Annotated in this window: 20 protein-coding genes; 7 read left to right on the top strand and 13 right to left on the bottom strand. The window is 67.3% G+C overall.

What is annotated here, in order from left to right; all coding sequences use genetic code 11:
- Positions 1–2: 2 nt before the first annotated feature.
- Positions 3–392 (bottom strand): zf-HC2 domain-containing protein, encoded by a 390-nt coding sequence (locus tag KV110_RS34785; protein ID WP_218471376.1) that lies wholly within the window; start codon positions 390–392, stop codon positions 3–5.
- A gap of 59 nt (positions 393–451) precedes the next feature.
- Positions 452–1,108: an RNA polymerase sigma factor SigE gene (gene sigE / locus KV110_RS34780; RefSeq protein ID WP_218471375.1), complete on the bottom strand. Its 657-nt coding sequence runs from the start codon at positions 1,106–1,108 to the stop codon at positions 452–454.
- 305 nt (positions 1,109–1,413) lie between these two features.
- Here sigE and KV110_RS34775 point away from each other — a divergent pair, with 305 nt between their 5' ends.
- From KV110_RS34775 to KV110_RS34765, 3 genes are all read left to right on the top strand, one after another.
- Positions 1,414–2,046, top strand: a complete 633-nt coding sequence (locus KV110_RS34775) for an O-methyltransferase (protein WP_218471374.1) — start codon at positions 1,414–1,416, stop codon at positions 2,044–2,046.
- Positions 2,047–2,118: 72 nt separating this feature from the next.
- The gene (locus KV110_RS34770; RefSeq protein WP_218471373.1) at positions 2,119–2,358 is read left to right on the top strand and encodes a hypothetical protein; all 240 of its coding nucleotides are present in this window, start codon (positions 2,119–2,121) and stop codon (positions 2,356–2,358) included.
- A 392-nt stretch (positions 2,359–2,750) separates the two neighbouring features.
- The gene (locus KV110_RS34765; RefSeq protein ID WP_218479552.1) at positions 2,751–2,969 is read left to right on the top strand and encodes a hypothetical protein; all 219 of its coding nucleotides are present in this window, start codon (positions 2,751–2,753) and stop codon (positions 2,967–2,969) included.
- Positions 2,970–3,061: 92 nt separating this feature from the next.
- On the opposite strand, the gene glgC is transcribed toward KV110_RS34765, so the two are convergent.
- Positions 3,062–4,276, bottom strand: coding sequence for a glucose-1-phosphate adenylyltransferase (gene glgC, locus KV110_RS34760; RefSeq protein ID WP_218471372.1), 1,215 nt, complete (start codon positions 4,274–4,276; stop codon positions 3,062–3,064).
- A gap of 138 nt (positions 4,277–4,414) precedes the next feature.
- Between glgC and glgA the strand changes: the two genes are divergently transcribed.
- The gene (glgA, locus tag KV110_RS34755) at positions 4,415–5,572 is read left to right on the top strand and encodes a glycogen synthase (protein WP_218479270.1); all 1,158 of its coding nucleotides are present in this window, start codon (positions 4,415–4,417) and stop codon (positions 5,570–5,572) included.
- A gap of 9 nt (positions 5,573–5,581) precedes the next feature.
- On the opposite strand, the gene KV110_RS34750 is transcribed toward glgA, so the two are convergent.
- From KV110_RS34750 to KV110_RS34710, 9 genes are all read right to left on the bottom strand, one after another.
- Positions 5,582–6,433 (bottom strand): putative RNA methyltransferase, encoded by an 852-nt coding sequence (locus KV110_RS34750; protein ID WP_246634163.1) that lies wholly within the window; start codon positions 6,431–6,433, stop codon positions 5,582–5,584.
- Entirely contained in the window at positions 6,420–6,587 is a 168-nt protein-coding gene (locus KV110_RS34745; RefSeq protein ID WP_011211259.1) for a DUF3117 domain-containing protein, read from the bottom strand. The genes KV110_RS34750 and KV110_RS34745 overlap by 14 nt, the downstream gene beginning before the upstream one ends.
- Before the next feature lie 141 nt (positions 6,588–6,728).
- Positions 6,729–7,337, bottom strand: a complete 609-nt coding sequence (locus tag KV110_RS34740; RefSeq protein WP_281427836.1) for a DNA-3-methyladenine glycosylase I — start codon at positions 7,335–7,337, stop codon at positions 6,729–6,731.
- Complete coding sequence (locus KV110_RS34735; protein ID WP_218471371.1) at positions 7,334–7,654, bottom strand: DivIVA domain-containing protein; 321 nt, start codon at positions 7,652–7,654, stop codon at positions 7,334–7,336. Before KV110_RS34735 ends, KV110_RS34740 begins: the two co-directional genes overlap by 4 nt.
- 121 nt (positions 7,655–7,775) lie before the next feature.
- Positions 7,776–8,909 (bottom strand): Mrp/NBP35 family ATP-binding protein, encoded by a 1,134-nt coding sequence (locus tag KV110_RS34730; RefSeq protein ID WP_218471370.1) that lies wholly within the window; start codon positions 8,907–8,909, stop codon positions 7,776–7,778.
- Between the two features lie 19 nt (positions 8,910–8,928).
- Positions 8,929–9,795, bottom strand: coding sequence for a lytic transglycosylase domain-containing protein (locus KV110_RS34725; protein WP_218471369.1), 867 nt, complete (start codon positions 9,793–9,795; stop codon positions 8,929–8,931).
- 113 nt (positions 9,796–9,908) lie between these two features.
- Positions 9,909–11,108, bottom strand: coding sequence for a lytic transglycosylase domain-containing protein (locus KV110_RS34720; RefSeq protein WP_343224143.1), 1,200 nt, complete (start codon positions 11,106–11,108; stop codon positions 9,909–9,911).
- 359 nt (positions 11,109–11,467) lie between these two features.
- Positions 11,468–12,031: a DUF1003 domain-containing protein gene (locus KV110_RS34715; protein ID WP_218471367.1), complete on the bottom strand. Its 564-nt coding sequence runs from the start codon at positions 12,029–12,031 to the stop codon at positions 11,468–11,470.
- Positions 12,024–13,310 carry a magnesium transporter MgtE N-terminal domain-containing protein gene (locus tag KV110_RS34710; protein WP_218471366.1) on the bottom strand — a complete coding sequence of 429 codons (1,287 nt, stop codon included), beginning with the start codon at positions 13,308–13,310 and terminating at the stop codon, positions 12,024–12,026. Before KV110_RS34710 ends, KV110_RS34715 begins: the two co-directional genes overlap by 8 nt.
- Positions 13,311–13,368: 58 nt before the next feature.
- Here KV110_RS34710 and KV110_RS34705 point away from each other — a divergent pair, with 58 nt between their 5' ends.
- Genes KV110_RS34705 through KV110_RS34695 form a run of 3 tightly spaced genes read left to right on the top strand, consistent with a single transcriptional unit; the run spans position 13,369 to position 15,420 of the window.
- Complete coding sequence (locus KV110_RS34705) at positions 13,369–14,331, top strand: HpcH/HpaI aldolase/citrate lyase family protein (protein WP_423709433.1); 963 nt, start codon at positions 13,369–13,371, stop codon at positions 14,329–14,331.
- Positions 14,332–14,343: 12 nt separating this feature from the next.
- Positions 14,344–14,835, top strand: coding sequence for a YflT domain-containing protein (locus tag KV110_RS34700; RefSeq protein WP_218471365.1), 492 nt, complete (start codon positions 14,344–14,346; stop codon positions 14,833–14,835).
- Between the two features lie 3 nt (positions 14,836–14,838).
- The gene (locus KV110_RS34695; protein ID WP_218471364.1) at positions 14,839–15,420 is read left to right on the top strand and encodes a suppressor of fused domain protein; all 582 of its coding nucleotides are present in this window, start codon (positions 14,839–14,841) and stop codon (positions 15,418–15,420) included.
- A gap of 6 nt (positions 15,421–15,426) precedes the next feature.
- On the opposite strand, the gene KV110_RS34690 is transcribed toward KV110_RS34695, so the two are convergent.
- Positions 15,427–16,503, bottom strand: coding sequence for a magnesium and cobalt transport protein CorA (locus KV110_RS34690; protein WP_218471363.1), 1,077 nt, complete (start codon positions 16,501–16,503; stop codon positions 15,427–15,429).
- Positions 16,504–16,555 lie beyond the last annotated feature (52 nt).

The following is a 16,555-nucleotide window of genomic DNA, read 5'->3' as shown; positions in this document are numbered from 1 at the left end:
CTCTACTTGCGCCACCACGTAGTCCACCGAGTCGCGGCGAACGAATCGGTCAGAAAGCCGAAAACCGCCTCGTTGCGCGGAGTCCCGGTGGATCCGGACGTCTGGCTCGACGCGCCGCCGGGGAGATCGGCGAGCGGAATTCGGGTCAGGCTGTCGTGCAGACCCGTGGGAATGGAGATCGGGCCCGATTGGCGCAGCGCGACGCGCGCCTGCTGTTGCGCGTCGACCTCGGCCGCGCATTCCGGGCACTCAGAAAGATGTTGGGCGGCACGCAGATAGGCGTTCATCCGCAACTCGCCGTCCACATAGGCCGCGACCGCTTCGCTGGCCAGATGCTCGGTGGGACGGAATCGAGGCGGACGACGACCGGACGTGCTGGAGTCGCCACTCATTCGGTGCTCACCCTTCCAACCGACATCATCCGATCCGTAGGGCGATGCCTTCGTCCGGCTCACCCGATGTTTGCTTCAGCGGCGAACCGCTGCTCACTTCCATTATGCGCAAGGTAGTCGCGCAGTGCCTGTCGCCCGCGATGAATGCGGCTGCGCACCGTACCGAGCTTCACGCCGAGCGTAGCGCCGATTTCCTCGTAGGAGAGTCCTTCGATGTCACACAGCACGACAGCGGCGCGGAATTCCGGCGCGAGCGAATCCAGCGCACGTTGCAGATCCGGGTCGAGGCGGGCGTCGTGATAGGCCTGCTCCGGGTCGGGACCTTCGGATGGGACCCGGTCGTAGTCCTCCGGCAGCGCTTCCATCCGAATGCGGTTGCGGCGGCGAACCATGTCGAGGAACAGGTTCGTGGTGATGCGGTGCAACCAGCCCTCGAAGGTGCCCGGCTGGTAATTGGACAGCGAGCGGAACACGCGGATGAAGGTCTCCTGGGTGAGATCCTCGGCGTCTTGCGCATCGCCGGACAGGCGGTAGGCCAGCCGGTAGACGCGGTCGGCGTGTTCGCGGACCAGGTCGTCCCAGGACGGCATGGCCGCCCGGTCACCGGTGGCATCGAAGGCAGCGGTACCGGTGAGATCCACGGCCTCGTCGGCCTCGGACTCGATCGGCAGAATCTGCTCTGGCAGGGTGGCGTGCTCACGCGCCGCATCGACCATGTGGATGGGGCTACCTCCTACTAGGGACCGTAAACTCGGAACTGGGCTCCGATCCGAATCTGTTTCGGACCTGGAACCGTTACGTTGGATACAACCGACAATCGGTATGTCGTTGTTCCCGCGTCCCGTGTCGAGCGGTCGGCTGGTCTTGCGTTGCCCCTACTCTTTCCTGTCCTGATATGGCCTGGATATGGAGACCCTGAGGGACACCTGAGAAAACTTCCGGGAGATTCGCGCGCAACGCGTCATGCGTGGCACCCACTAGTACGACCTGAATACGCGCAGAGGCGGGATAGCCTCATACGGTGGCATCGAATTTGGAGCGAAATCTCGCCTACGTGGAGGAATCCGTCGTGGAGGACGAGATCCTCGTCAGCGCGCGCGAACGGGCCACCGAACTCGGTGCGGTGCCCGTGCCGCCGTCGGTCGGGGCGCTGCTGAGTATGTACGCACAGTTGCTTGGCGCCAAGGCTGTGGTCGAGGTCGGTACCGGCGCGGGCATCAGCGGGCTGTGGCTGCTCGACGGCATGCGCGAGGACGGAACGCTGACCACCATCGATTCCGAGCCGGAGCATCAGCGCGCCGCCAAGGAGGCGTTTCGTACCGCCGAGATTCCGCCCGCGCGCACCCGTCTGATCAACGGCCGCGCGCTCGATGTGCTGCCCCGCCTCGCGGACGGCGCCTACGATTTGGTCTTCATCGACGCCGCACCGCTCGAGCATCCGCAATACGTCACCCAAGCGGTGCGGTTGTTGCGCGCGGGCGGCGCCATTCTGCTGCACAACGCGCTGCTCGGCGGGCGGGTACCCGATGCGGCGCAACGTGATCCGGCCACGCAGGCGGTGCGGGCGGCCACCCGCGCGATCGCCGAGGACCCGGAGCTCACCAGTGTGCTGATTCCGGTCGGCGACGGATTGCTCTGCGCTTCACGCGGCTGACTGGTAAAGAAACGCGGTTTCCCCGCCCCACGCCGGGTACCCGGTAGGTAGCCAGTTGGCGGAGGTATAGCAATGCGTGGGTACGAACTCTTCGAAATCGGCCATGTCGGCCACGTCGTCGTAGAACATCGAACGAGTTGGTTGCGGCCCACCCTAGTTCTTTTCGGTCTCGTCATTCTCGCCGCGGTGATCCTGATGGTGCTGGTGAGTAACGCCGACTTCGATACCGGCCCAGCGAAAGTCACCCCGACGCAGGGGTCCTGCGAACCGTTCTGCACGGCGCCGCCCGCACCACCTGCCCCCGGCCAGTAGCCCATCAGTACGTCCGACGCACGCTCCACCGAGCGGTGGAGCGTGGTTCCGCGCTGTTCACCGTTCGTGAATCTGGTTGTCGCGCTGGGCATTGCGCCAGCCGATCGGTGACAGATCATGGAATGCGAAGCCTCGCAACGGATGTAGGATGGCCGGTTCGCCTTCGTCAGGTCACGTTCGAGGAGAGAAGACCGTTCTCGGACGTGTTCGGAGGCTGGACCGCTGGTGACCGACCCCGGAGGGGTGGGCCGGTCGCCGGCGTCGGTCGCGGCCGGGTCGGCGAATACCGCAACGGTGTGGCGATTCGAGGCGCATGCTGCTCAGAGCACATCCGAACCGGTACCAGAGAGGTGATGCTCCCGATCGGGGCATGCGGAAGAGGTGCGACCCGAGTGATCTACTACATCTTGAACAGCAACGACGAAAACGGACGTCGCCCGATCCACTGGGGCGGGACGATGATCGCCTTCGCCCTGGTCCTGCTGGTCGCGGTGCTGATGGTCTATCTGGTCAGCACCGCTGATTTCGGCGGTCCGACCAAGTCGACGGTGCCCCGCACGCCCGGCCCCTGCGCGCCGTTCTGCACCGCTACGCCCGTGCCGCCGCCCTGATCGGCTCTTCCGGCAACGTCGCGACGTGATCGCCGAGCTTCCCCAGACGCCAGACGTCCCCAGACGGCGCGGCCATCCCAGCGCCGCCGCAGCTACACCCAGACGCCCTTGCCGACGGTAACCACGCCGCCGTTGCTGATGGCGAAACGCTCGCGATCACGCTCCAGGTCGACACCGATGATCTCGCCCTCGGCGACGACCACGTTCTTGTCCAAGATGGCCCGGCGCACCACCGCGCCGCGGCCGATGCGGACGCCGGGCATGAGCACGCTGCCCTCGACGGTGGCACCGTCGTCGATCACCACATTGGAGCTGAGCACCGAATTGCGGACCGTCGCGGCCGACAGGATGCTGCCAGCGCCGACGATGCACTCCTGGGCCAGCCCGCCCTGGGCGAACTTGGCGGGCGGCAGGTTCTCGGCGGCACCGCGAATCGGCCAGTGCCGGTTGTAGAGGTTGAAAACGGGGTGCACCGAGACCAAGTCCATGTGCGCGTCGTAGAAGGCGTCGATGGTCCCGACGTCGCGCCAGTAGCCGCGGTCGCGTTCGGTCGCGCCGGGGACGTCGTTGTCGGCGAAGTCGTAGACACCGGCCTGGCCCGACGCGACCAGCGACGGGATGATGTCGCCGCCCATGTCGTGATCGGAGTCGGAGTTGTCCGCGTCGGCCTTGATCGAATCCACCAGCACCTTGGTGGTGAAGACATAGTTGCCCATTGACGCAAAAGTGACATTGGGATCATCGGGCGTGCCGGGCGGATGCGCGGGCTTCTCCAGGAACTGGGTGATCCGGCCGGACTCGTCGGAGTCGATGCAGCCGAACGCGCTGGCCTCGCTGCGCGGCACCCTGATGCCCGCCACCGTGACACCGGCGCCGGACTCGATGTGATGGTTGACCATCTGCTCCGGATCCATCCGGTACACGTGGTCGGCGCCGAAAACCACGATGTAGTCGGGGTCCTCGTCGTAGATCAGGTTCAACGACTGCATGATCGCGTCGGCGCTGCCGGTATACCAGCGCGGACCGAGCCGCTGCTGGGCGGGCACCGGCGTGATGTATTCGCCCCCGAAACCGGACAGCCGCCAAGTCTGCGAGATGTGCCGGTCCAGCGAGTGCGACTTGTACTGGGTGAGCACACACAGCCGCAGAAAACCCGCGTTGACCAGGTTGCTGAGGACAAAATCGATCAGTCGATACGCGCCGCCGAACGGCACCGCTGGTTTGGCGCGGTCCGCCGTGAGTGGAAAGAGTCGCTTGCCCTCGCCACCGGCGAGCACGATCCCGAGTACGTGCGGCTGGCTCCTCACACCTGCCAAACTACCGGGTAACCGGCGCGCGAGTGGCCCCAGCCGAGGCGAAGGTCTACTTTGAAGCGGGTGAGTTTCGGCACGGACACCGGGCGCTCGACGGCGGATTCCGGCGCGCAGGACCGGCTTCGGGTCGCCATGCTGACCCGCGAGTACCCACCCGAGGTCTACGGCGGGGCCGGGGTACATGTGACGCAGTTGACTGCGCAGTTGCGGCAGCTGTGTGAAGTCACCGTGCACTGCATGGGTGTCGCGCGCTCCGATGCCGTAGTGCACCAACCCGATCCGCAGCTCTACGCCGCCAACGCCGCGGTACAGATGATGTCGGCACAGCTGCGCATGGCCGACGCCGCCGGGCAGGTGGACGTCGTGCACTCGCACACCTGGTACACCGGCCTGGCCGGGCACCTGGCGGGCACGCTCTATGGCATCCCACACGTGCTCACCGCGCATTCGCTGGAGCCACGACGGCCGTGGAAGGCCGAACAGCTCGGCGGTGGCTACCGGCTCTCGTCCTGGTCGGAACGCAACGCGGTTGAGCACGCGGACGCGATCATCGCGGTGAGCGAGGGCATGCGCCACGACGTGCTCGACGCCTATCCCGCGGTCGACCCGGATCGGGTGCACGTCGTGCACAACGGCATCGACGCGGGCATCTGGCATCCGGGACCGGTGGCGGCGGGCGCGCGGCCGGTGCTCGCCGTGCTCGGTGTGCGGCCCGAGCAGCCGATCGTGGCGTTCGTCGGCCGGATCACCCGGCAGAAGGGCGTCGGGCATCTGCTCGCCGCGGCCCGCGACTTCGACAAGGACATCCAGCTGGTGCTGTGCGCGGGCGCGCCGGACACCAAGGAGTTGGAGGCGGAGACGGCCGCCGCGGTCGAGGAGTTGCAGCGCAGCCGGGGCAATGTGTTCTGGGTGCGCGAGATGCTGCCCACCGAGCAGATCCGGCAGATCTTGGCCGCGACGACGGTGTTCGTGTGTCCGTCGGTCTACGAGCCGCTCGGCATCGTCAACTTGGAGGCGATGGCGTGTGCGACCGCGGTGGTCGCCTCGGATGTCGGCGGCATTCCGGAGGTCGTCGCCGACGGCCGGACCGGACGGCTGGTGCACTACGACCCGGCCGCGCCCGAGGAGTACGAGCAGGCGTTGGCCACGGCCATCAATGAGGTGGCCGGTGATCCCGCATTGGCCGCCGAGTTCGGTGCGGCAGGGCGGGCGCGGGCGATTGCCGAATTCGATTGGTCCCAGATCGCGGCGCAGACCGTCCAGGTGTACGAACAGGTCCGAAAAATCTGATCTCCGCCGCTATGCCGGTCGGTAGCTGGAGACCACGACGGAGGCAGTGACTTCGGTCGCGTCCGCGAAGGCGGCGATGCGCGAGTCCTCGGTGCCGACGTGGTGGGCGGACGGACCCATGCCCACAACATTCGCCACGTCGCCCTTGGTGAGTTTCATCGGGTACTCCACCAGGACACGATCGACCGCCACGAAGTGACCGGACATGGCGGTGTCGAGCCTGCGGTCCTTGTCCGGGTCGACCGTCACCATGCCGAGCGGGCCGACCAGTTCGGCGAGGTGGCGTTCGGTGGGTGTGGCGACGACGAACCGGCCGTTCTCGGCGAGCACGCGGGCGACCTCGGCCGGATTGCGTGGTGCGAACACCGACAGCACCGCGCGCAGGGTGCCGTCGCGGACGGGCAAGCCGCTCCAGGCGTCGGCGAGGACCGATGCCGCCCGTGGATGGGCGCGGGCGCAGCGCCGGGCGGCCGGTTTGGCCACGTCCAGCGCGATCCCCAGGGTCGAAGGCGCGGCGTCGAGCGCACCGGCCAGGTAGTAGCCGGTGCCCGCGCCCACCTCCAGCACGGTGTCGGACGCATGCGCGTCCGACCCGACCGCCTCTGCTACCGCGGCGGCGATCGGCGCGAAATGTCCCCCACCTTGAAAGGCGGCACGCGCGTCCAGCATGGCCGCGGTGTCGCCGGTCATCTTGGTCGACGCGCCGGTCAGCAGGCTGACATAGCCCTGCTTGGCTATGTCGAAACTGTGTCCGTGTCCACACCGCAATACCCGAGCATGCGGCTCGAGTCCGAGTGCGCATTCCGGGCAGGCCAGTAGACCGGCCAGCGCTGTCAGCGCCGAGGTATCAGCTGGTGACACTCTTCAGTTCGTCGCCGAGCGCCGCGGCCTCGTCCGGCGTGAGTTCGACGACCAAACGCCCGCCACCCTCGAGTGGAACCCGCATGACGATTCCACGCCCTTCCTTGGTTGCCTCGAGGGGACCGTCCCCGGTACGGGGCTTCATGGCCGCCATCCTCTGCTCCCTCCAGATCTGCGCGATATGCTGCGCACTTTCTTGGAACTCCAGTTGTCACCAACCAGCGAGCTCGCCGGCATTTGGCGAGCTACACCCGTCCCATTCTTCCCTATCGCGGATGTGGACGGATACCTGAGTTCAAAAAGTGACCGGTCGGACTGTGTCGGACACGTCACTACCGACCCAGCAATCGGCCAGGTGATCGTCTACCATCCCGGTCGCCTGCATCAGTGCGTAGGCCGTTGTCGGCCCGACGAAGCGGAACCCGCGCCGCTTCAATTCTTTTGCCAGAGCTACGGATTCGGGTGTGCTGGCGGGCACATCGGCGCTGGTTGCCGGGCGCGGCCGGCGCGCAGGTGCGAACGACCAGAGCAGTTCGTCCAGTCCGATATCGAGGTCACGGGCAACTCGGGCGTTGCCGATCGCGGCCTCGATTTTCAGCCGGTTCCGCACGATGCCGGTGTCGGCGAGCAGGCGCGCCACATCGGCCTCGTCGAACTCGGCGACGCGTTCGATCGAGAACCCGGCAAACGCTTCCCGGAAGGCCGGTCGCTTGCGCAGGATGGTGATCCACGCCAGTCCCGATTGGAAAGCTTCCAGGCATAGTCGCTCGAAGAGCGCGTCGTCGCCGTGCAGCGGCTTTCCCCACTCGTAGTCGTGGTAATCGCGGTACAGCCGGGTTTGCAGCGGCCAGGCACAGCGGATTCGGCCGTCGCCCTCGACTGCGGCGAGGTCGGCCGCGCTCACTTGGGCTCGGGCGCGACCGGTGTCTGCCACCGCGCGGCCTGCGCCTCGGCCAGTTGGTGTTGTAGCTCGTCGATCCTGGCGGCCAGCCGGGCCAGCGTCCAGTCCACCTCGGACGCCTTGTAGCCGCGCACCACCTGCTGGAATCGCAGCGCCCGCACATCGGCCCCGGAGATCCCCTCGGCGGGTAGCACGGTAGCCGTGGTCCCCTCCGGCAGCGGCCCCAGTTCCTCGGCCCGCCCGAACACCGCACTGGCGAGCAAGAACAGCACCGCGGCCACCAGACCAACGATCAGCACGTACAACAGCAACGTGAGCATGCCCAAGAGCTTATTGGCACCCACCGACACTGAGCACATGCTGCCACGCGGAAATCGGACCCGGAGATCGCCGGGACAACCCGTGGCACCGAGTCTGGCCTGAATAACGCGGAGAGGCGGGCTAGCGGCGGGTGGTGTCGATGTTGAGGGACATGCCCGCCAGGCCGCGGCGGCGGACGGCGAGTTTGTCGGCGACGTCGAGCAGTGCCTTGGCGGCGGGGGAGTCGGGGTCGCGCAGCACGATCGGGGTGCCCTCGTCGCCCGCTTCGCGAACCGCCTGCTCGATCGGGATCTGGCCGAGCAGCGGCACGTCGGCGCCGACGGCGCGGGTCAGCCGGTCGGCGACCACTTGACCGCCGCCGGAACCATAAAGCTCCATCCGGCTGCCGTCGGGCAGGTCGAGCCAGGACATGTTCTCCACCACGCCCGCGATCCGTTGCCGGGTCTGCAGCGCGATGGCGCCCGCCCGCTCGGCCACCTCGGCGGCCGCGATCTGCGGGGTGGTGACGACCAGGATCTCGGCGCCGGGGATCAGCTGGGCGATCGAGATGGCGATGTCGCCGGTGCCCGGCGGCAAATCCAGCAGCAGCACGTCCAGATCGCCCCAGAACACGTCGGCGAGGAACTGTTGCAGCGCGCGGTGCAGCATCGGGCCGCGCCACACCACCGGGGTGTTGCCCTGGGTGAACTGCGCGATGGAGATCATCTTCACGCCGTGCGCCTGCGGCGGCATGATCATCTTCTCGACCTGGGTCGGTCGAGCGTCGGTGCCGAGCATGCGGGGGATCGAGTGGCCGTAGATGTCGGCGTCCAGCACGCCGACCGAGAGGCCGCGGGCGGCCATGGCCGCCGCGAGATTGACTGTGACGCTGGATTTCCCGACCCCACCCTTGCCGGACGCGACCGCGTACACCCGGGTCAGCGAGCCGGGCTGGGCGAACGGAATGACCGGGTCCGCCGAGTCGCCACGCAGCTGTTTACGCAGGTTGGTGCGTTGCTCGTCGTTCATCACGTCGAGATCGACGGTGACCGCGCCGACGCCGGAGACGTCGGCGACAGCCTTGGTGACCCGCTGGATGATTTCGGTGCGCAGCGGGCAACCCGCGGTGGTCAGGTAGATCTCGATGTGGACATTGCTGTCGGGGCTGATCGCGACGCTTTTCACCATGCCCAGTTCGGTGATCGGCTTGCGGATCTCCGGATCGTCGACCTTTGCGAGAGCGCCCCGCACATCCGATTCCGTAACTACTGGCATGGCAGGAATTTTAGGCGTGTCAAATTTTGGGCAGGTCCCCGGCCCGTGGTGCGACTCCGCTGCTGTAGGAGGTTTCCCAGGCCATGACGTTCGCGACGTAGGCCATCGAGTTGTTGTAGCGCAGGATCGCCTTGGACTGCTGGGCGAAGTCGCGCATGTTCAAACCGCCGTCGCACAGGTACTTTCCGGCGGTCAGCGCCGCGTCGAAGAGGTTCTGTGGATCGGCGATGCCGTCGCCGTTGCCGTCGGCGGCGTAGCGCTTCCAGGTCTGCGGCAGGAACTGCATCGGCCCGATGGCGCGGTCGTAACCGGCCAAGCCGTCCAGCTCGCCGTCGTCGGAATCGCGAATGACGTTGTTGCCTGCCAGGCTTCCATCGAGCACCGGGCCGTAGACCGGGCTGATCGGATTGCCGTCGGCGTCGGCTTTGCCGCCGTACGCGTGCGTGGATTCGACGCGGCCGATTCCGGCGAGCATCGACCACGGCATGGCACAGCCCGCGTTCTCCGCGGCGAGGATGCGTTCGGCGTTCTCATAGGCCGCGACCGCGATGCCGGGAATGCCCATCGGCCCGGCGGGCATTGCCGCGAGCTGCCGACCATCTTTGAGCGCAACGGTTTTCACCACCGGCGGACCGCCCGGCTTTGCCATCTTGTTGGTTACGAATTCGGCCGTGGCGATCGGTTCCACCAAGGCCTGCGGTTTGGCCCCGACTGCTTCCTGATCGTCCCCCGGGACGTGCTGCTCGACCGCTGCCGCGGCCTGACTGCCATTTCCCACATCGGACGCGGCAGTGACTGCCACGAGTCCAGCGGGGACCAAACCGGTCAATGCGATTACGGAACTGCGCCTGACGGTGACAGCCGGCTTTTTTCGGTGACGCCCCACTGTGCGGTGACCCTCCAATGGCTCGATGTGAGCCCTTCGTGATCGGACGAAGGGAAGGCTACCGCATTCGAGACCTTTTTGTTACTGCTTCGTGACCTCGTTTGAGTGTGGCGTCAGCCCTGGGGGGCGGGCGGCAGCGGAATCACGATGCCGAACGGCAACGTGATGCCGGGCGGCTGGGTGGGTTGCGGCACGGCCGTCTGGGTGGGCTCGACCGCGACGGTTGGGGCCGATTCGGGGACGGTCGGGGCCGATTCGGGCGTCTGCGCGGTCTGCTGCTCGGGTGCCTGCTGTGGTGGCGGTGCCACCTGCACTTGCGGCGGCGCGGGCGGCTGGGCCGCCTCCGGCGGTGCGACGCACACCGGCGCGATGGGCTGCTCCGGGTGCGCGGGATCCTTCGGTGCGGCGGTTCCGGCACCGAAGGTCTGTCCGGGTGCGACGGGGGCGACCGCGGGCTCGCCCGGCTGTGGCATCGGCGCCGGAATCACGGCGGGCTCACACGGATTCAGCGGCTTCGGCGGCGGCGGGCAGAAGATGCCGCACGGGATCGGGGGCAGGCCGGGGATGGTGATCATCACCTCGGTCGGCGTCGGTGTCGTCGTTGTGGTGCTCGGCGGCGCGGTGGTGGTGGTCGTGGTGGACGGCGCGGTGGTGTTCACCGCCGTCATGCCCGCCGCCTGCACCTGTGCGCTGCCCGGCGGGATCAGGTCGGGGGAGATGGACACCTGGGTCGGCGAACCGCCGGTGCGGTAGGCCGCCGCCCAGCTGAGCACGTTGGCGGCGTAGGCGGTGGAGTTGTTGTAGCGCAACACCGCGCGGAGTTCCTGGGCCTGGTCGCGCAGGTTCAGCCCGCCCGAACACAGGTACTTGCCCGCGGCGAGCGCGGCGTCGAAGACGTTGTTCGGGTCGGCGACACCGTCGCCGTTTCCGTCGGCGGAGTACAGGCTCCAGGTGCCGGGTAGGAATTGCATCGGCCCGATCGCGCGCACATAGCCGCCGCTGGCCGCCTTGATGATCTCGTTGCCTGGCAACGTGCCGTCCAGCGCGGGGCCGTAGATCGGGGTGACCGTGGTGCCCGCGGCGTCGGTGCGCCCGCCGCCCGCGTGGCCCGATTCGATCCGGCCGATGCCTGCCAGCAGGCTCCAGGACAGGCCGCAGTTGGGCGAGGAGGACTCCATGGCGAGTTCGGCATTGCGGTACGCGGCGAGCACCACTTCGGGGATGCCGAGCGCGCCGCCGACCTGGGGCAGCGAGATCTCTTGCAGCGGTACCCGTCCCGCGAACGGAGCCGACCCTTCGCCGAGCGGAGACATTGCCCGAAGTTTGCGAGGAGCTTCCTGGGTCACCGGGAGCAGACCGACTGTCTTAGACAATCCGCTCGCACCGGTGTTGTCCGAGTTGTCTTTCGATCCGGCTGTATTCGTCGACGCGGCCAGCAAGGCTTCGGGAGCCTCGGGCGCGCCGGTGGAGGTGGTGGGGAGAGCGGCTGAGCCTGAGGCGACGAGACCGGCTACAACCAGGGCCGAGACGGTTATCGGAGTAGATATACGCATTCAGCCACACCAATCCTCTACGTCGTGTGAGCGGCTGTCTGGGCATCCCCCGCCCCGGGCCGCTCGGGACAACGCTGTCCAGGTTACCCATCAGTCAGGTAGTTGTTTGGTATTTCCGGTCAATCATCAGCTACGGGCGGTGAAACCGGGGCTGACGCCTGCTTTCTGGCGGAACTTTTCTTGCGCTGCGGCTTGTCGTCGCCCGCACCCTCGATTCGATCGAGTATCTCCTTCATCTCCTCCAACTCCCTGCGCAAGTAGTCGCGAGTCGCGACTTCGCCCACCGCGATCCGCAACGCTGCGAGTTCGCGGGCCAGAAACTCGGTGTCCGCCTTGGTCTGCGCGGCCCGCATCCGGTCTTCCTCCAGCGCGACCCGGTCGCGGTTGTCCTGCCGGTTCTGCGCCAGCAGGATCAGCGGCGCGGCATAGGCGGCCTGGGTGGAGAACGCCAGATTCAACAGAATGAAGGGGTACGGGTCCCAGCGCAATGCGATGACGAAGACATTCAACAAAATCCAAACGATCACGATGATCGTCTGGATGGCCAGGTAGCGACCGGTGCCGAGGAACCGGGCCACCCGCTCGCTGCTGTTCGCGAGCGCCTCGGCGTCCCAATCGATGCGGAACCGGGACTCGACCGGCGTTTCGAGCCGCATCCGCGCACCGCCGACCTTGTCATTCATGTCCGGAAATCCCCTCGTGCAGCTCTGCCTGGTCGCGCCAGTTGTCGGGCAGCAAATGGTCGAGTACATCGTCCACGCTGACCGCGCCGAGCAGGTGGTTCTCGTCGTCCACCACCGGCCCGCAGACCAGGTTGTAGGTCGCGAAGTAGCGGGTCACCGCGGCCAGCGGGACCTCGGGGCGCAGCGGGGCCAAGTCGGCGTCGAGGATGCCGCCGACCAGGTGGGCCGGTGGTTCCCGCAGCAGTTGCTGGATGTGGACCGAGCCCAGGTAACGCCCGGTCGGCGTCGCGGTCGGCGGCCGCACCACGAACACCATCGAGGCCAGCGCGGGTGTCAGGTCGGGGTTGCGCACCCTCGCCAGCGCCTCGGCCACCGTGGTGGACGGCGTCAGGATGACCGGCTTCGGCGTCATCAAACCGCCCGCGCTGTACGGGGAATGTTCCAGCAGCCTCCGGACCGGTTCGGACTCCTCCGGGTCCATCAGCGCGAGCAGCGATTCGGCCTCGCCGACCGGCAATTCGCCGAGCAGGTCGGCGGCGTCGTCGGGATCCATCGCCTCGAGCACGTCGGCGGCGCGGCGCACCTCCAGATGACCGAGCAGATCGACCTGCTCGTCGTCGGGCAGCTCCTGCACCACATCGGCCAGGCGCTCGTCATCGAGCGCGATGGCCACCTCGATGCGCCGCTTCTCCGGCAATTCGCGCAGTAGATGCGCGACGTCGGCAGGGCGCAGGCCCTCGAATTGCTCGAGCAGCTGGGTGACGTCCTGGCCGGGCCTGCCGATCTCGTACGGGGTCAAGCCGGAGACGTGGATCCAATCCACCACGTGCACGGTGCGGCGGCGCCCGAGCCGGCGATGCCCGCGCACGGCGACCCTGGTCACCCGCCAGTCCCTGGTCCGCGCCTGTTCCATGCCGAGATCGACCACGTGCACGTCCACGCCGGCGAGGTCCGGCAGATCCGGATCCTCCACCCGCACCGTGGAATCCACGATCTGTGCGAGTGCGAGCATTTCGCCGGGCCGCTGGGTGAAGCGCCGCAGACTCACCGTCCCGGTATTCAGCGTCACCACGCCGGGCTCGATCGCGGTGACCCGCAGAATCGGCACGAAAATGCGCCGCCGGGTGGGCAATTCGACGACGAGACCGTGCACCCGGGGCTGCTGGCGGTCGTACCGGATGGCCACGACGACGTCGCGGACCCGGCCGATAGACTCGCCGTCCGGCCCCAACACCACCAGGCCGGCCAGCCTGGCGACGTACACCCTGGTAGCTGCCATGCTTGCCAGGCTAGAGGGTTCGGCGACCGGGAGAAGTACCGCGCCACGATCGACGGGAGTGATCTTGAAGCCGCGCCGTTCGGTGCTCGCCTGTCCAGGCAGCAACAAGAAGATGATCCAGAAGGCGAAGGGCCTGCCGGTCGACGAGGTGTTCCTCGACCTGGAGGACGCGGTCGCGCCTGCCGCCAAGGCGGAGGCGCGGGCGAATATCGTGGCGGCGCTCAACGATTCCGACTGGGGATCGCAGCTGCGGGTGGTCCGGGTCAACGACTGGACCACCGAGTGGACCTACGCGGACGTGATCACCGTCGTCGAAGGCGCGAGTACCGCACTGGACGCCATCCTGCTGCCGAAGGTGACCGACGGCGGCCAGGTGCGCGCGCTGGACCTGCTGCTCACCCAGCTGGAGAAGGCAACCGGACTCGAGGTCGGCCGCATCGGCATCGAACCGCAGCTGGAAAACGCGTTGGGGCTGCGCAATATCGATGAGATCGCCACCGCGAGCCCGCGCGTGCAGGCGCTGGTGTTCGGCCCGGCCGACTTCATGGCGAGCATCAACATGCGCACCCTGGTGGTCGGTGAACAGCCGGAGGGCTACGACACCGGCGATGCCTACCACCACATCCTGATGACGATCCTGCTCACCGCCCGTGCCCACGGCTTGCAGGCGATCGACGGCCCGTACCTGCAGATTCGGGATGTGGACGGCTTCCGGCGGGCCGCCGCGCGCACCGCTGCCCTCGGTTTCGACGGTAAGTGGGTGCTGCATCCGGGCCAGATCGAGGCCGCGAACGAGATCTTCAGCCCGCGCCAGTCCGACTACGACCGGGCCGAATTGATTCTGGACGCATACGCCTTCCACACCTCGGTCGAGGGCGGTGCCCGCGGAGCGGTCATGCTCGGCGACGAAATGATCGATGAGGCGAGTGCGAAAATGGCTCAGGTGATCGCGGAAAAGGGCCGGGCCGCGGCAATGACGCGGACCACGCGTTTCACGCCCCCGGGAAACCGGCCGGAATAGCAGAATAGAGACATGACGAATCCCATGGGGAACTCGAATCGCGCACGGCAGGGCCTGCCGACGCCGCCGTCCGGCTGGCCTGTCGGCTCCTATCCCACCTACGCCGAGGCGCAGAAGGCCGTCGACTATCTGGCCGACGGGCAATTCCCGGTGCAGGACGTGACCATCGTCGGCGTCGACTTGATGCAGGTCGAACGCGTCCTCTACCGGCTGACGTGGGGCAAGGTCATCGGCGGCGGCGTGGTGAGCGGTGCCTGGCTCGGCCTGTTCCTCGGTCTGCTGCTGAGTCTGTTCACCACGAGCGGCGCGCTCGGCCCGCTGCTGGTCGGCCTGGTCGGCGGCATCATCTTCGGCGTGATCTCCACCTCGATCCCGTACGCGGCGACCAAGGGGCAGCGCGATTTCGCCTCCACCATGCAGTTGGTGGCCGGGCGCTATGACGTGCTGTGCGACCCGAAGTCCGCGGAACAGGCGCGGGACATGCTTGCGCGGCTGGCTATCTGACGCATGGAGGTGGTGCAGACGGTCCGCACGGGTGTGCTCGACCATTTCGGCGTGCCGGTGACCGGGGTCGATTCGGCGTCGGTGACCTTTCTCGGCTTGGAACCGATCGAGATCCTGCGGATCGTCGACGGCGATTTGGTGCACTACGCCACGGTGGGCGGATCACGTCATCCGATGGGCGATCCCACTGCGCTGGTTGCCGATCCGGTGCGCGGGCCGCGGGCCGAGCTGGTGCTCACGCTGCGTGCCGCGGCGGGTGCGCACTCGGGGCTGGCCAAGGCGCTCGGCGTGCTTGCCGCCGCGCCCGCGGTGGAAGGCGTTGTGCTGCAAGCGGATGCGCTGATGGACCTGGGCGAGCCGATGTGGCAGAACGCGCCGTTCACCGCGGTGTTGTTGGGGGACAGCGGGATTCCCGAAGTGGTGCTGCCCGACCCGGCCGAGCCGGTTCGCTACTTCGCGGTGACGCCGGTGACCGCGACCGAGGCGGCGTGGGTCCGGGTGCGCGGGGCGCAGGCGTTGCGGGACGCGTGGGCCGAGGCGGGTATCGACGTGCGCGATCCCGAACGTGGCGCGGCCAGAATGTAATCGGCGCTACAACCAGTTGTTGCGGTGGAAGTTGACGTACAACCCGATGCAGATGCCCAGGGTGACCAGGACGACCGAGAAAAAGCCCCATGGTTCCTCGGAGCCGGGGATATGGCTGAAGTTCATGCCGTAGAGGCCCGCGATCATCGTCGGCACCGCGGCGATCGCGACCCAGGCCGAGATGGTGCGCATGTCGGTGTTCTGCTGCACGCCGACCTTGGCCAGCACGGCGCTGATCAGCGCGCTGAGCGCCTCGTCGAAGTCGGTGATCCGTTCGGCGACACCGGCGTGGTGGTCGGCCACATCCCGTAGGTAACGCCGAATCTCTTTGGGCAGTGGCACATCCGGCTTGTGCCCGAGCACCTGCAGCGGAACCGCGAGCGGATTCACCGCCCGGCGTAGCTCGACCACTTCCCGCTTGAGCTGGTAGATCGACTCGATCGTGATCTTGTTGCGGGGGGTGAAGACCTCTTCCTCCATCGCATCGATATCGAGCTCGATCGATTGCGTCACTTCGATATACGAATCCACCACATGGTCGGCGATCGCGTGCAGCACCGCACCGGTGCCCAGCATCAGCTGGGCCGGGTCGGCCTCCAGTTCCTTGCGGAGCGAGGCCAGTTCGGAATGCTCGCCGTGCCGCACCGACACCACGAAGTCCGGTGCCGTGAAGACCATGATCTCGCCGGTCTCCACGATCTCACTGACGCTGTGCATTTCGTGCTCGACATAGGCGACCGTGCGCATCGCCAGCACGAGTGTGTCGTCGTAGCGTTCCAGTTTCGGTCGCTGATGCGCCTTGACCGCGTCTTCGGCCGCGAGCGCGTGCAGCCCGAACGTCTCGGCGATATCGGCCATCTGCGCCTCGTCCGGGTCGTGCAGGCCCACCCAGACGAAGCCCGCACCCCGGTTACGCACCTCGGCGAGCGCGTCGCGATGGGTGAATCTGCCGGGCAGCCGGTGTCCTTCGACGTAGACGCCGCAGTCGACGATGGCCCGCGCGGTCGGGATCGGGATGCGCGGCAGTTGGCGCGGCTCACGGCCTGACCCACGGAACGACGGTAGCTGCGGTATTGATGGCACACCGCGATGCTACGTCGCCTGCGCGTGCGGTCCCCGGCTCCAGCACTGTAAG

This window comes from Nocardia iowensis (genome assembly GCF_019222765.1).
Lineage (GTDB): Bacteria > Actinomycetota > Actinomycetes > Mycobacteriales > Mycobacteriaceae > Nocardia > Nocardia iowensis.
The sequence above is the reverse complement of the archived record's forward strand: the minus strand, read 5'-3'. Positions and strand labels throughout refer to the sequence as shown.

Excerpts from the sequence above, each read along its gene's own strand:
- KV110_RS34770 (WP_218471373.1), top strand. The coding sequence starts at position 2,119 with ATGCGTGGGTACGAACTCTTCGAAATCGGCCATGTCGGCCACGTCGTC.
- KV110_RS34700 (WP_218471365.1), top strand. The coding sequence starts at position 14,344 with ATGACGAATCCCATGGGGAACTCGAATCGCGCACGGCAGGGCCTGCCG.
- glgA (WP_218479270.1), top strand. The coding sequence starts at position 4,415 with ATGCTGACCCGCGAGTACCCACCCGAGGTCTACGGCGGGGCCGGGGTA.
- KV110_RS34710 (WP_218471366.1), bottom strand. The coding sequence starts at position 13,310 with ATGGCAGCTACCAGGGTGTACGTCGCCAGGCTGGCCGGCCTGGTGGTG.
- KV110_RS34745 (WP_011211259.1), bottom strand. The coding sequence starts at position 6,587 with ATGGCGGCCATGAAGCCCCGTACCGGGGACGGTCCCCTCGAGGCAACC.
- KV110_RS34730 (WP_218471370.1), bottom strand. The coding sequence starts at position 8,909 with ATGCCAGTAGTTACGGAATCGGATGTGCGGGGCGCTCTCGCAAAGGTC.
- KV110_RS34785 (WP_218471376.1), bottom strand. The coding sequence starts at position 392 with ATGAGTGGCGACTCCAGCACGTCCGGTCGTCGTCCGCCTCGATTCCGT.
- KV110_RS34715 (WP_218471367.1), bottom strand. The coding sequence starts at position 12,031 with ATGAATGACAAGGTCGGCGGTGCGCGGATGCGGCTCGAAACGCCGGTC.
- KV110_RS34695 (WP_218471364.1), top strand. The coding sequence starts at position 14,839 with ATGGAGGTGGTGCAGACGGTCCGCACGGGTGTGCTCGACCATTTCGGC.
- sigE (WP_218471375.1), bottom strand. The coding sequence starts at position 1,108 with ATGGTCGATGCGGCGCGTGAGCACGCCACCCTGCCAGAGCAGATTCTG.
- KV110_RS34720 (WP_343224143.1), bottom strand. The coding sequence starts at position 11,108 with ATGTCTCCGCTCGGCGAAGGGTCGGCTCCGTTCGCGGGACGGGTACCG.
- KV110_RS34735 (WP_218471371.1), bottom strand. The coding sequence starts at position 7,654 with ATGCTCACGTTGCTGTTGTACGTGCTGATCGTTGGTCTGGTGGCCGCG.